Origin of the sequence: Marinobacter sp. (assembly GCF_965229985.1) — a bacterium.
Lineage (GTDB): Bacteria > Pseudomonadota > Gammaproteobacteria > Pseudomonadales > Oleiphilaceae > Marinobacter.
Window position 1 is genome coordinate 2,774,800 of the sequence record NZ_OZ245935.1, and the last position, 14,748, is coordinate 2,789,547.

General features: G+C 58.3%; 9 protein-coding genes. 4 read left to right on the top strand and 5 right to left on the bottom strand.

The window, feature by feature from the left end; all coding sequences use genetic code 11:
* Positions 1-2 precede the first annotated feature (2 nt).
* Entirely contained in the window at positions 3-1,691 is a 1,689-nt protein-coding gene (locus ACO06L_RS12750) for a diguanylate cyclase (RefSeq protein ID WP_202346102.1), read from the bottom strand.
* Positions 1,692-1,797: 106 nt separating this feature from the next.
* Here ACO06L_RS12750 and ACO06L_RS12755 point away from each other — a divergent pair, with 106 nt between their 5' ends.
* Genes ACO06L_RS12755 through ACO06L_RS12765 form a run of 3 tightly spaced genes read left to right on the top strand, consistent with a single transcriptional unit; the run spans position 1,798 to position 5,684 of the window.
* A complete protein-coding gene (locus tag ACO06L_RS12755) occupies positions 1,798-3,591 on the top strand; it encodes a sensor histidine kinase (RefSeq protein ID WP_202346103.1) in 1,794 nt (597 codons plus the stop codon).
* Positions 3,578-3,709: a hypothetical protein gene (locus ACO06L_RS12760; RefSeq protein ID WP_421845774.1), complete on the top strand. Its 132-nt coding sequence runs from the start codon at positions 3,578-3,580 to the stop codon at positions 3,707-3,709. Before ACO06L_RS12755 ends, ACO06L_RS12760 begins: the two co-directional genes overlap by 14 nt.
* On the top strand, positions 3,669-5,684 hold the full coding sequence (locus ACO06L_RS12765; RefSeq protein ID WP_421845776.1) for a GAF domain-containing protein: 2,016 nt from the start codon (positions 3,669-3,671) through the stop codon (positions 5,682-5,684). Before ACO06L_RS12760 ends, ACO06L_RS12765 begins: the two co-directional genes overlap by 41 nt.
* 36 nt (positions 5,685-5,720) lie before the next feature.
* Here ACO06L_RS12765 and ACO06L_RS12770 read toward each other — a convergent pair whose 3' ends face one another.
* The 3 genes from ACO06L_RS12770 to ACO06L_RS12780 form a co-directional block, all read right to left on the bottom strand.
* Positions 5,721-6,260 carry a ferritin-like domain-containing protein gene (locus ACO06L_RS12770; RefSeq protein WP_064229672.1) on the bottom strand — a complete coding sequence of 180 codons (540 nt, stop codon included), beginning with the start codon at positions 6,258-6,260 and terminating at the stop codon, positions 5,721-5,723.
* 101 nt (positions 6,261-6,361) lie between these two features.
* On the bottom strand, positions 6,362-9,124 hold the full coding sequence (acnA, locus tag ACO06L_RS12775) for an aconitate hydratase AcnA (RefSeq protein ID WP_202346105.1): 2,763 nt from the start codon (positions 9,122-9,124) through the stop codon (positions 6,362-6,364).
* A gap of 231 nt (positions 9,125-9,355) precedes the next feature.
* Positions 9,356-11,179, bottom strand: a complete 1,824-nt coding sequence (locus ACO06L_RS12780) for an ABC transporter ATP-binding protein (protein WP_064229670.1) — start codon at positions 11,177-11,179, stop codon at positions 9,356-9,358.
* Between the two features lie 144 nt (positions 11,180-11,323).
* On the opposite strand from ACO06L_RS12780, the gene ACO06L_RS12785 reads away from it, so the two are divergent.
* On the top strand, positions 11,324-12,778 hold the full coding sequence (locus ACO06L_RS12785; protein WP_202346106.1) for a hypothetical protein: 1,455 nt from the start codon (positions 11,324-11,326) through the stop codon (positions 12,776-12,778).
* Between the two features lie 201 nt (positions 12,779-12,979).
* Here the strand turns inward: ACO06L_RS12785 and ACO06L_RS12790 are convergent, their stop codons facing one another.
* The gene (locus ACO06L_RS12790) at positions 12,980-14,428 is read right to left on the bottom strand and encodes a rhomboid family intramembrane serine protease (RefSeq protein WP_202346107.1); all 1,449 of its coding nucleotides are present in this window, start codon (positions 14,426-14,428) and stop codon (positions 12,980-12,982) included.
* Positions 14,429-14,748 lie beyond the last annotated feature (320 nt).

The following is a 14,748-nucleotide window of genomic DNA, read 5'->3' on the forward strand; positions in this document are numbered from 1 at the left end:
GACTATTGGAGAGAGTGCACGGTGACGCCGTTCCGGCCACTGCGCTTGCGTTGGTAGAGTGCCTGGTCAGCGGCCTCGAGGGCGTCATCCCCGTTGGCAAAATCGTTTATGGCGGCCACACCAGCACTGAGCGTAACCTGGAAACTGCCTTCACCAGCCGAGAACTCCAGCTCCGCAAAGCTTTCGCCGATCCGCCGAACAAGCTCCGCTGCTGCGGTAACTTCACAGTGCGGCAAGACTACGAGAAATTCTTCACCACCATATCGCCCAATCATGTCGGTCTCCCGCAACCGGTTTCGCAGCAGGTTGGCGAGAGTGCGAATGACAATATCACCGTACCGGTGGCCCCAGGTGTCGTTGATCTGTTTGAAATGATCCAGATCCAGCATAACCAGACTGGACGGGTGGCCGTCCCGGCGGCATCGGGCCAGCTCTTTTTCCACTTCCTGCTTGATCAGTGAATGTTTGAGCAGACCAGTCAGGCTGTCCCGATTCATGAGTTCCGACAATTGCCGGGCCCGGTAGCACCGGATCCTGACCGAGCGAACCAGGTAATCATCAGAGACAGGCTTCATCAGAAATTCATCCGCCCCCTTGGACAGTGCCTCCAGCTGGTTGTCCGGATCATCCTCGGACGAAAGGTAGATGATCGGCAGACTGAGCCAGCGCGGCTCGAACCTGATCAGCCGCGCCAGGGTGACCCCGGAGTAATCACCGATCTGGACATCCATCAGGACGATATCCGGCTGAAAGGATGACAGCGTAGGCATGAGATCCAGAGGGTCCGACACAGTCCGCGCCTCGATTCCCGCCGACTGAAGGACCAGGCAATAGTGTTCTGCCAGTTCGGTGTCATCCTCAACGATCAACACCCGGCCCTGAACACTGGCGCTTCGCTCAATGGCCAGAGATTCTATGCGTTCGGCAAGTTCGGGGATATCCACGGGTTCCTGGAAGAATGCGAACGCGCCAAGCTTTGCCAGGTGGTACTTGTTGTTGAACGAACCATCACGACCGATGCATATGACCGGCAACCGCCTGTGGAGCCCTTTTGCCGTGGCCTGGTTACGGAGCAACATGACATCCGCCACCGCTGCGTCGCGACATAGTATGGCGGCAGCACCTGGAGTGTCAGCCAGCACCTCCTGTACTGACGCCGAGACCCTCTGGTCAACGGTCTGACAGTTGAAACCATACCGGGCCATCTCGGCACTGAGCGACGCCAGTCCCTCGCAGCCGCTGTCCATGACAATCACGCTCACCTGCATACCGTGACTGCCCTCAAATATGTCAGCCCTTGAAATGGCGGCCCGGGTCTGGCCACTGATTTCGCTTTTCACTTCGACCAGTTTTGCCAGGGCATCAACCCCGTCGGCAAAGCCGTCATTCACATCAATGGTCTGGCTGTGGTTGTTTTCGGTCTCTGTAAGCTCTTCAGCCTGGCTCTTCAGCTTTTTTTCCAGGGCCCGGGCCGCAACACCCAGCTCTGGCAAACCAAAGGTACCGGCGGAACCGGCAAGCCGATGCAGCTGCTGGTAACACTGGATAAGCCCCTCCGCAGAGAGTTCACCGCGGCGGGTCTGCTCCGCGTAGGCACGCAGAACCTGAATATCCTCGCTGGCGCGAACAAGGAATTTCTGCCTCAGCGCAGCCAGCTTTTCCGAGACATCGCCATTTTCCTGCGAAGCCAAATCAAGTCTCCCGATGAATGTGATTTGCCGCCCTTGCAAAATCCACTATTCTCGCCTCAATAAAACCATGTTTAAGGTCGGCCGGCCATAACCTTAAGGAAGTATATTGCGAAATCTGTCCCTCGGCAGTCGAGTAGCGCTGATTGCCATCTTCAGCAGCATTATTACGGTCGCTGTCTTGTTGGCGATCGCTTACAACGAGCTGGTGCGCGACTTCGAAAACGTATTGACCCAGCGCCAGTTGCTCGAAACCGAAACCAGCGCCAATCGCGTGAACCAGGACCTGCAGGTTCGGCTGCAGGCTCTGGGGGCATTTGCCGCACTGCTGACGGACGGTGAAAACCGACTCCCACTTGCACGGCTCAAGAATCTTATGGGCCGGCAACCGACCCTGGAGGCCTACTTTCGGGAGGGCCTCGTAGTATTCGATGAAGACGGCGTTGCCATCGCCGAGACCTTGCATGTTCCCGGCCGCCTCGGCACCTCCTACGCAGACCGGCAGCACTTCCGGGACGCATTTGCATTGCGGGAGCCTGTTATCAGCCGGCCGATCATTGGCCGGACCACCGGTCTCCCGCTGCTATCGTTCCTGGCCCCCATTGAAAGTGATGATGGCGATCTTCTGGGTTTTGCCGGCGGCATCCTCAATCTTGCCGAAGCCAGCATCATTCCAACGCAGGAGGCGAACCGTACGGATATGGTTTTCAAGGTTCTCGATACCGACCATTTCATCCAGGTTGATGCCCTGTCTGGCATCAATACCATGCCGGACCTTCCGGAACCCGGTGAAAACCTGATCATCGACGCCGCCCTGTCCGGCGTCACCTCCGGGGTCGTAACCGATCTGGCAGGCAAAAAATGGATCTATGCCACCCGTCACCTGGAGCGCGTAGGCTGGATGTTCCTTCGGGCTGTGCCTTACGAGCAGGCAACGCAGCCGGCGTGGGCATCATTCCGGAAGTTCCTTGGCATCAGCATCGTTGCCATGCTGATCCTGGCAGTAAGTGCCTGGATACTGGCCCGCGCTGCGACCCGGCCGCTGGAGAAAATGTCGTCCAGAATCCGCGCCATGAGCCGGGATGGTTTCATCTCTGCCCGGCTTCAACCGGCCGGGCCACCAGAAATCCGAAGTGTCGCCTGCGCCTTCAATCAGCTAATGGAGGAGCGGGAAGCCCTGGATGTACTGAAGGACCAGTTTGTTTCCACTGTAAGCCATGAACTGCGCACCCCACTGACCTCCATAAATGGTTCCCTGAAGCTTCTCAATTCCGGCGCCGCCGGCAATTTACCGCTCAAAGCCCGAACCATGGTGGATGTGGCACTTCGCAACAGCGAGCAACTGCAAAGGCTGATTTCCGATCTGCTCGACTTCAACAAGGCTCTGGCCGGACAGATGCCGATCCACCCTGAAATCATCGAGGTCAACTCGGCCATTGAGGATGCTTGCGATGGTAACGGTGCCATGGCCAGACATTACCGGATACCTCTGAATCCTGAGCCGTGCAAATCACAACTTGTGATCGCCGACCCGCTGCGTCTGCGGCAAATCCTCGATAACTTTCTCAGCAATGCCATCAAGTTCTCTCCCCTGGAAGGTACCGTCAGGATCCGATCCGACGCCGCGGCACCTGGCCGGGTGAGGGTTATCGTGTCGGATCAGGGCAAGGGCGTTCCGGAAGATTTTTTGCCCCGGCTTTTCCAGCGTTTTGCCCAGGCGGAGTCCGGCTCAACCCGGGCCAGGGCAGGTACCGGTCTGGGCCTGGCCATCACCCGGGAGCTTGCAACACTGATGGGAGGCGAGGTCGGCTATTATTATGATAACGGTGCCCATTTCTGGGTGGAATTGCCCGCTGCGGATACCGAAGTGCCGGAAACTGGAGAGCGCCATGAAACCCCCTGATCTGCCACCGGATGAAACCCATCGGCTATGTGCCCTGGACGAGCTGAAGCTTCTGGATACACCGCCAGAAGAACGATTTGACCGGCTCACCCGTCTTGCCGCCAGAAGAACGATTTGACCGGCTCACCCGTCTTGCCGCCCGCACCTTCGATATTCCGATTGCGCTGGTTTCGCTGATTGACAGCAACCGACAGTGGTTCAAATCAAGGCACGGACTGGAAGCTCCGGAAACAGCCAGGGATATTTCCTTCTGCGGCCATGCCATTCTGCGGGAAGAGCCCCTCGTCATCGAGAATGCCCTGAACGATGAGCGATTTGTGGACAATCCTCTGGTAACCGGCGAGCCCAACATCCGTTTCTACGCCGGCGCGCCGCTTCACGACCGCCACGGCCATCGTGTTGGCACTCTCTGTGTGATTGATCGCAAACCCCGGTCGTTCTCCGACGAAGACAAAGCCACCTTACGGGATCTCGCGGACCTGGTTGAGCGGGAGTTCGGACTGGGGGAGCTCGGGAATTTTTATGATGAACGCAACCGGGCCCTGAATATTCTTACTGAAATTGCCCTGGATACCCAAGGAGACGCCAGCCAGAGGGTGACACGAGCCCTGGAAATGGCCTGCAACTATCTGGGACTGGAGACCGGTATCGTCAGCCGGATAACCGGCGGCGCCTACACGGTGCACTGGCATTTCACACACCTGCAGGACACCCTGACCAACGGCACCACCATTCCACTGGAGCGCACCTACTGCTCTCTGATGGTGGCGACCGGACAGGTACTGGCCATTGATCATATGGGGCAGTCGGCCTATCGCAACCATATCTGCTACCAGGTCTTCGGGCTGGAAAGCTACCTGGCTGCCCCAATCTGGATTGACGGCGAGATATTCGGCACCATCAATATTTCCTCCAGGCATCCAAGACCGACGCCGTTCACCGCCACCGAGCGCATGTTCGTCACGCTTCTGGCACGCTGGGTCGCGGACACCATATACCAGCAGCAGCATACGGAAACCCTAAACAAGCTGGTGACCCAGACCCCCGGCATGCTTTACCAATATCGCCTCTGGCCCAACGGGCACAGTAGCTTTCCCTACACCAGCCCGGGCATTCAGGACATTTATGGGGTTTCGGGGGAGGAGGTAGCCGCTGACGCCTCTCCTGTGTTCGACCGGATTCATCCGGACGATCTGGCAGGAGTGGCGGAGTCCATCCAGCGCTCTGCAGAGTCACTTGAGCAGTGGCAGCATCAGTATCGCATCCGCTGGAAGACCGGCGGATGGCACTGGGTGGAAGGGCTCGCCCGGCCTGAACCTCTGCCTGATGGCAGTATCCTGTGGCATGGCTATATCTCTGACGTGCACGAGCGCCATAAAATTGATGAAATGAAAAACCAGTTCATTTCCACAGTGAGCCATGAACTGCGAACACCACTGACTTCCATCTCTGGCTCTCTGGGGTTGATTCTGGGCGGCGCCACCGGGCCACTTACCCAGAAAACCACGCAAATGCTGGATATTGCCAGACGCAACACCGATCAGCTCAGGCGTCTGATTGATGACCTACTGGATATCGAGAAACTGGTCACTGGCAATATGACGATTGATGCCTCCGTGCAGGACCTCGAAAGCGCGGTACGGGTAGCACTGGAGGAAATCCAGCCGCTTGCAAACCAGCACAACATCGAGATCCAACTGAGCAACGCCAATCCCGGGGTCTGCGCCAGTTTCGATGGCACCCGGCTGACACAGGCCCTGTCCAACCTGCTGTCCAATGCCATCAAGTTCTCACCGGAGGGCGACATCGTTGATGTCGGTATTCGGCAATCAGGAACACGGATAAGACTGGAAGTCAGGGATCGTGGGCCCGGCGTGCCGGAGACTTTTCGGGACAGGATATTCCAGAAGTTTGCCCAGGCAAACGCTTCATCGTCACGCAGTAAGGAAGGCACCGGTTTGGGTCTGGCCATCACCCGGGAGCTGATGCATGCCATGGGAGGGGAAGTCGGCTTCGACTCCGAAGAGGGCAAAGGCGCCTGCTTCTGGCTAAGCTTGCCCCTGGCCGACGCAGACAATAAAGGCGCCACCTGACAGGCAGCGCCCTTGCTCGTCACTGGCCGGCGAGGTTCAGCTATCCAGCCCTTCCAGAAGACCGGCCATATCGTCGGCGTGCTCCTCTTCCTGGGCCAGGATTTCCTCAATAATCCGCCGGGACGTAGGGTCCTGGTCGCCGAGATAACGGGCAATCTCACGGTAGCTGTCGATCGCGATGCGTTCGGCAACCAGATCCTCAACTACCATGTCCCGGAGCGTTTCGCCCTCAACGAACTCCGCATGTGATCTGGTCAACAGGCCTTCTGGCGAGAAGTTGGGCTTGCCACCCAGCTGCACGATCCGCTCTGCCAGCCAGTCAGCGTGTTGCTGTTCCTGATCCGCATGTTCCAGGAATTCCTGGGCAACAACATTGGCGTTGATGCCATCGGCACGGAAATAATGGCTCTTATAACGCAACGTGCAGACGATCTCGGTCGCCAGCGCCTCGTTCAGAATATTCACCACATTATCGCGGTTGGCGCCATAGCCCTCGGTCAGAGCCCCCTCTTCAATGTGTTTGCGGGCCCTTTCGCGAAGGGTTTTGACGTCTGTCAGAAACGGTTGATCGGTCATAAGGTCTCTCTCGTTTCTCTCTTGAATGTATTGGCCTTGAACCTGCCCTGGCGGATGAATCGGGCATAGCGACAGCCGCTATGCCCTGCCGCCCAATGCACTCAGGCAGTGCGCAGCATCTCCCGCACAACGTAATGGAGGATGCCGCCATGTTTGAAGTAAACGGCCTCGTTCGCGGTATCGATCCGCGATTTCAACTCGCAGCTTTCTGTAGAACCATCCTTGTATTTCACCGTCATCGTCAGGGTCTGGCCCGGTTTGATCTCGCCAGACAGGCCTTCAATGCTGATGGTTTCCTCTCCGGTAAGTTTCAGGCTCTTGCGATCCGTGCCTTCCGGGAACTGGAGTGGCATCACGCCCATCCCGATGAGGTTGGAGCGGTGAATGCGCTCATAGGATTCGGCAACCACGGCTTTCACGCCCAGCAAGCGAGTACCCTTGGCCGCCCAGTCCCGGCTTGAGCCGGTTCCGTATTCCTTGCCGGCAATGACCACCAGCGGCGTGCCCTGCTCCTGATACTTCATGGCGGCATCGTAGATGGCCATCTGATCGCCGGTGGGCACGAATTTGGTGTAACCGCCTTCCACGCCGTCGAGCATCTCGTTCCTGATGCGAACGTTGGCGAAGGTACCGCGCATCATCACTTCGTGGTTACCCCGGCGGGAGCCATAGGAGTTGAAGTCTTTCGGCTCAACGCCGTGTTCCTGCAGGTACTTACCGGCAGGGGTGTCCGGCTTAAAGGAGCCGGCAGGCGAGATATGGTCGGTGGTCACCGAGTCGCCCAGCAGCGCCAGGATGTTGGCGTCCTTGATATCGTCAATGGCATCCGGCTCTTCCTTCAGGCCTTCGAAGAATGGCGGATGCTGGATGTAGGTGGACTTGTCGGACCACTCGTACACCTTGCTTTCCGGCACCTTGATGGACTTCCAGGTGGCGTCGCCGTCGAAGACTTCCGCGTATTCCTTGCGGAACATGTCGGTTTTCACTTTCTCTACGGCCTCGGCAATTTCCTGCTGGCTGGGCCAGAGGTCCTTCAGGTACACTGGATTGCCATCCTTGTCAGTGCCAAGGGCTTCTTTCTCCAGATCAAGACGCACGTTACCGGCCAACGCATAGGCCACCACCAGGGGCGGCGACGCCAGCCAGTTGGTCTTCACCAGCGGGTGCACCCGGCCTTCAAAGTTTCGGTTACCTGAGAGCACCGAGGCGACGGTCATGTCACCATCGGTAATGGCCTGCTCCACCTCTTCGGGCAGCGGCCCGGAGTTGCCGATACAGGTGGTGCAACCGTAACCCACCAGATTGAAGCCAAGTTTGTCGAGATCCTCCTGGAAACCACCAACCCGGAGATAATCTGTGACCACCTTGGAACCCGGTGCCAGGGAAGTCTTGACCCAGGGCTTGGTGCTCAGCCCCTTCTCCACGGCTTTCTGGGCGATCAGCCCTGCAGCCATCATCACGCTCGGGTTGGATGTGTTAGTGCAGGAGGTAATAGCCGCGATCACCACCGCTCCCGGATCCAGCCGGGACTTTTCGCCGTTCATGTGCAGCGGCTGGCTGGACGGGTGCTCGAAATAGGCGTCCTGCGCCCCAACGGCTGTGCCGCCGCCCTCGGACTCCAGATTGGCTTTCCGGTTCTCGGCGGGTCCTTCGGCCGTCTCCATCAGTAGCTCAAAGGACGACTTCATGTTCTTCAGGGCAACCCGGTCCTGCGGGCGTTTGGGGCCGGCAAGGCTGGCCTCAACCTCGCCCATGTCGAGTTCCAGGTTGTCGGTGTACACCGGCTCATGGCCAGGCTCACGCCACAAACCCTGGGCCTTGGCGTAGGCTTCCACAAGCTCGAGCTGCTCTTCTTCACGGCCAGTCAGGCGCATGTACTTGATGGTCTGCTCATCCACCGGGAAAAAGCCGCAGGTAGCACCGTACTCCGGCGCCATGTTGGCGATGGTGGCACGGTCGGCCACTGGCATATCCTTCAGGCCGTCGCCGTAGAATTCCACGAACTTGCCCACCACGCCTTTCTTGCGCAGCATTTCGGTGACGGTCAGTACCAGATCTGTTGCGGTGATGCCTTCCCGAAGCTTGCCGGTAACCTTGAAGCCCACCACTTCGGGGATGAGCATGGAGACCGGCTGACCCAGCATGGCGGCTTCCGCTTCAATACCGCCAACACCCCACCCAAGGATGCCCAGGCCGTTGATCATGGTGGTGTGGGAGTCTGTGCCCACCAGGGTGTCCGGATAGGCGATGGTCTTGCCATCCTGATCCTTCTGCCACACCGTCTTGCCCAGATACTCCAGGTTCACCTGGTGGCATATGCCGGTACCCGGCGGCACCACACGGAAGTTGTCGAAGGCCTGCTGACCCCAACGCAGGAATTCGTAGCGCTCCTGGTTGCGCTCCATTTCGATGGCCACGTTATCCTTGAACGACGACGCGTCGCCGAATTTGTCGACCATCACCGAGTGATCGATTACCAGATCCACCGGCGACAGCGGGTTGATCATGGCCGGATCCTTACCGGCAGCTTTCACCGCCTCGCGCATGGCAGCAAGGTCAACGACGCCGGGCACCCCGGTGAAATCCTGCATCAACACACGGGCAGGCCGGAACTGGATTTCAGTGTCGGAGTGGCGATCTTTCATCCATTGCACCATGGCATCAATGTGGCTTCTGTCCACGGTGGTGCCATCTTCGTTGCGCAGCAGGTTCTCCATCAACACCTTGAGTGAGAATGGCAAACGGTTGAGATCTCCGAGGGTATCCGCGGCCTTGGGCAGGCTGTAGTAGTGAAAGGTTTTACCGCCAGCCTCCAGGCTGGAAAGGGTATTCAGGCTGTCTTTGCTGAGACTTTCGTTCGACATGTGGTGCCTCCTTTTCGTCGTTATCCGCGTGTTCCGGAAGGCTCTTTCGAAGCCCTTTCAGCAACGCATCGACCCGGAAAAGCATTCCGTACCGGGCCATAGCCTGATGAAAGGACTCCACAGCGTGAAGTCACCTTTAACTATTGCAGCAATTAACGAGAGTTCAACCGCGGGCCGATGAATGTTCGGCATCAGTGCGATGAATATCAGACCAACGTCGGAGAGCCGCCATTACATCTGGCGCTCGCCATAAAGCTGGGCGTAGAGGCCCTCTCTGGCAATCAGTTCGTCGTGATGACCCTCTTCGATTATCCGACCGTCTTCGAAAACACAGGCTCGATCTGCCTGTTTAACGGCGCTGAGTCGGTGGGCAATGATCAGGGTGGTGCGCTGCTTGAGAAATGCTTCAAGGTCCCGATGGAGCTGGAACTCGGTTTCCGCATCCAGCGCTGAGGTGGCCTCATCGAGGATTACCACCGAGGGTTCGGACAGGATCATCCGGGCGATGGCCAGCCGTTGACGCTGTCCGCCAGACAGGCGGACGCCCTGGCGGCCAATAACGGTATCAAGCTGGTCTTGCATCGCCGCAACCGTGCTATCCAATTGAGCGATTCGCAGGGCCTCCCAGAGCGCGGCATCGGGCTTGTCCCTCCCCAGAGTCAGGTTCTGGCGAACGGTATCATTAAACAGCGCCGGGTGCTGGAGCACCGTCGCCACGTGCTCGCGAAGGCACGGCAAGCCGATACGCTGAACCGGCACGCCATCAATCAGCACTTCTCCCTGCTGGGGCGTGTACATGCCCAGGATGACCTGAATCAGCGTGGATTTACCGCCGCCACTGGCGCCCACCAGGGCCACTTTCTCACCGGGCGCCAACTCCAGATTGATGCCCCGGAGGACTGCCTCCTCGCCGTAGGCAAAGTGGATATTCCGCAGTGTAAGCCCCACGGTATGCCGGTCGCGGAACGGGTTCTCAAGCGCCGGATAGCGGGGCTCTTCCTTCAGATCCAGCAAACGGTTAATCCGCGCCAGGGCGGCATTGGCGGCGAACCAGGCGTACTGCATGTTCAGCATTTCCTGAACCGGCGTCAGCATGAACCAGAGATAGCCGAAAATGGCGAACATCATGCCAATGCTCAGGTCGCTGAACAGCACGGTCACCATGGCCGCAGCCCGGAAGGCATCAACACCAAACTGGAACAGGGCGAAGCTGGCCCGGCTGGCGGCATCGCTGCGCCATTCGAACTGTATGGCGTGGTCACGTACATTGCGGGCGCGGTCGATCAGCTGACGCAGGTAATGCTTTTCCCGGTTGGCCGCGCGCAATTGGTGAATGGCATCCAGGGTTTCGGTGAGGTCCCCCTGGAACTCCTCGTAAGCGCTGTTCTCACGGCGCTTCAATTCCTTGACCCGCTTGCCGATCAGAATCGTGGCGAAGATAACCAGGGGATTGAACAGCAGAATCAGAAGGGCCAGCTGCCAGTGCACCCAGAGCAGCACCAGGGCGGTACCGAATACCGTGAGACTGGCCACCAGAAACCGACTGATGGTAGTACCCAGAAACTGGTCAACGGTATCCAGATCGGTAATAAAGTGGCTACTGATCCCGCCGGAGCCCCGGGTCTCATACTCCGACATGGCCACCCGCTGCAAACGCCCGAGCAACCGGGAACGGATTCGGAACACCACATCCTTGGAAACCTTGGAAAACTCCCGGGACTGCAAGACGTTGAACGACAGTGCCGCCACCCGGAGCAGAAAGGCTACCACCACCATCAGACCGATATAAACCACCGGTGTTTCCCAGCTCCCCGGCAAAAACGAGTCCATTACCGGCAACACCGGGCCAGGCTCGTCCAGCAGCACTTCATCCACCAGAACCGGGAGCAGCAGGGGCACCGGCACACTCATAACGGTGGCCATGATCGCCAGAAGATTGGCGCGCACCAGTCGGGGCTTGTGCTTGAGCGCAAGACCGAAGATATCCCGCCAGGTGTACTGCTGCCGGGTTTCACGGGTGTCGATACCGGTTACGCTGTTCTGGGGGCGTTCCAAGCAACCTCCGGATAATGAAATGTGCCCGGTTGGATACGCCCGGGAACTGACAATAGTCTACCTGTTAACTGGTTTGCTGCGCTCAAAACCGACATCTGTCATCATGAGCCAACGATTTTCTGATGGACCAGGACACAAGCACCTGTGAAACACGATTGCCACTACCATCCCGGCGACCCCGCCAAATGGCACTGCGGAGAGTGCCAGATTCACTATTGCAGCCGCTGCATGCCCGATGCCGACACCCGCCAGCGCCGGGCTCTATGCCCCCACTGCAGCAAGGCCATGCGATACCTGGGCGCCGCCACCGAGGTGGTCCCTTTCTGGCAGCGACTCGGCGCTTTTTTCCGCTACCCGTTCCATACCGATCCGCTGATCGTTATCGCCATCTGTACCCTGGTGCCGGTGGTTGCCCCGGCCAATCTGATTGGCATCCTTATCTGGATAGTGCTGGCGCTTGCCCTCTTCAAGTACACCTATGCGGTGATCAACTACACCGCTGAAGGTCACCTGAAACCGCCGGCCGTGTCCGTCGCCTTTACCGGCAGCGGCTTTGATATCGTCATCCTGCAGTTCCTGGTCTTCGTGCTGATGGGCGGTCTGGTTGGCGCTGCCGCCATGCTCGGCGGCCCGATTTTGATGATGCTGGCGCTGGCATTTGTCATCCTGGCATTACCGGCCAGCATCATGGTTCTGGCCATGGAGCGTTCTGTGGGTGCTGCGGTGAATCCGATGAATCTGGCGGTGCTGATCTCGCGAATTGGCACCCCTTATTTCCTGCTCTACGGCTACCTGATCCTGCTGACCCTCGCCTCGGGCGCGGCCCAAGACTTTGCCGTTAATCACTTTCCGTTCTGGGTTGCCCAGCCCCTGGCCGGCTTCCTGAACAGTACCTTTACCCTGATTCTGTTCCACATGCTTGGCTACCTGCTGTTCCAGTACCAGGAAGAGCTGGGTTTTGCCTCGGACATCCAGGATGACACCGCCGGGCAGGACACCCACCAGCGAGACCGCAGCGCCCGCTTCGATGCCGATATCGATATGAACCTGAAAGACGGCAACTACGATCGGGTGCAGAGCATGTTGAAGGAAGCTTTGAAGCGGGACCGTGATAACGCCCTGAGAATCGGCCAGCTCTACCAGCTACTGACGGCCCGCCAGGACACCGACGAACTCTACCGCTACCATCCACGCATTCTGGGCTGGCTAGCCGACCGCAACGACGGCGAAGGCATCGCCGGTGTGCTGAATACGATCCAGAAAGCAGAACCTGGCTTCAAACTGGTGGATCCGGACCTGTCTGTGCGCTGCGCCCGGGCCCTTTATCACCGGGGCCAGTTCAAACCGGCCTTGCGAGTGCTTCAGGATTTCCACAAACGCTTCCCGGACAGCGAACAGCTGGCACCAGCCTATCTGCTGGTCGCCCAGACCCTGGCCAACGGCTTGTCCCAGTGGGAAAAAGCGACGGCCTTCCTGACGTTTATCCAGAAAAAATGCGTGAATCATCCGCTGCATGAGCAGATTACGGTTTATCTGCGGCAGGCGCAGAATAAAGAGCCGCTGAAGGGACCGAAAGCAACGTTTTCTGCCCAGGACTGACGCAGGGTATGGGAGGGGCTTCCCAAAACCGTGCGGAGCCATGGGTGAAGAGCGACAGCGCTTCACGGGCAGGCCAAGGACGGCCTGCCCCGGACCCTTGCGCGACGCAGGAGCGAAAAGCGTAAGGGGCGGAGCCGAGCGTACAGGGACGTATTCACAGCGTGTTTTGGGAAGCCCCTCCCATACCCTGCTGCCCCGAGGCTAGCCGGCCTGAAGAAGTTGACGATAATGACGAGCTTTGGGCGCCATCTGGCGCTTTTCAAACTCTTCCACAAGCAACCGACAGGCCTCGGTAGCCAGCATGTCATCGCCCGTGCTTCTGAGCCGCTCGAAGGCTTTCTCTGCAGCCTTGAGGTCATGTTGCTTGAGACTGGTGAACAGGACCCGGTTATGGTCTTCTGCCGCTAGTGGCTGATAGCTCTCCCCTTTGCCCAGGTATTCCTGCCAGATAGCAATCATCTGCTCTGGCTGGCGCCGGCTGAGGGCATCGTTCATAAGCTCTTTGGCGCGATCACGATATTCGGGCAAGTCCGGGCGGAGTTTGGCCAACTGGTATAGATGTTCCAGCAGGATATGGCGTTCCGGGTAGTGCTCACGCAGGGCCTCGAATTGCCGGCGGGCCAGATCAAACTCCATCCGGCCGAGGCTGGCCATGGCCTGCGCGTATCCGGTGGTGAACCGGGCATCCTGCTCTTCCTCTTCCGGCTCGAAGAATTCCTCGCGCACCTGCAGCCAGCTCTTGCCCAGCAGCCAGACCAGGCCTGCGCCGGCAATCAGGCCGCCAGCGTGGGCCATGTAGGCGATGCCGGTGGCACCGGCGTACCAGTAATCGTAGATTTCCTTGCCCACCCATACGGGCAGCAGGGCGATAGCAGGCGCTCGGAAGTAGTTAAAATAGACACCCAGAAAATAGAAGAAACGGATTTTCTGCAGTCCGTAAATGGCCACGTACATGCCCATCAGACCGGAGATCGAGCCCGAGGCACCCACCAGGGGTACATAGCTACCCGCCGAAACCGCGGTAAACATCAGGCCGGAGAGGGCTCCGCATACCAGGTAGGCAATCAGGTACCGGCCCGGCCCTAACGCTTTCTCAACGGTAAATCCGAGCAGGAACAGGAAGATCAGGTTACCGATGATGTGGCCCCAGCCGCCATGTAGAAACTGGTAGGTAATCAGGGTATACAGCGACAGATCCGCCGGCACCAGACCAAGCTGGTTGGCACTGAGTTTCTGGAGATACTCCTGCTCGATGACGCCGCGCTGTTCCTGCCAGTGCGCCCGTTCCGCCGGCGCCCAGATGACATCGCGATTTTGCAGCAGGTATTGGTAGAACTCCCGGTCCATCATCAGGTTGATGGCCAGCCAGAAGTTCTCGTTCTCTTCCCGAAGTTGCTGAAACTGCTGGAGCTCGTAGACCCGGCTCTCTTCGCCCTGGAACTGGATTTGCCGCTGCAGGTAATCCTCGTAGGCTGGCGCCTCCAGCTCATGAAGGTCGGCGGCCAGGTATTGTTCGACCGCTTGCTCGAGTTTGCGGCTGTCGCCCCCCTGATAGAAAAGAAAAACCAGCAGGCAGGCCATGATCAGGCCAAGGGTCACCCAGGGCGGGCGTTTCCAGTTAATGGCGTTTTCGGCGGGGATAATCAGCATGGGCGGTCACAATTCATCATAATCTGTCCCTGAAAGAGTGTTTTTTACCACACCCACGCCTTCTTTTCGCGCTCAAATGGAATCCAGCGCAAAGGTCGTTGGGGGTCAATCCCGGAAATGTGGCACACACCACAGAGTCGGAAAAGCCCAAACGACTGGTCCGGCTGTCATTGGGATGTCACAGAAATGACATTTAATCGGTTCCATCGACGGACTGTACCGGGCCATATATCGACCTTTCGCCAATTGCCGTTGTTCCTGCTCCAGCCAATAGTGAACAGGAATAACAAGAAAAACCGGATACCGAACCAAGGATTTTT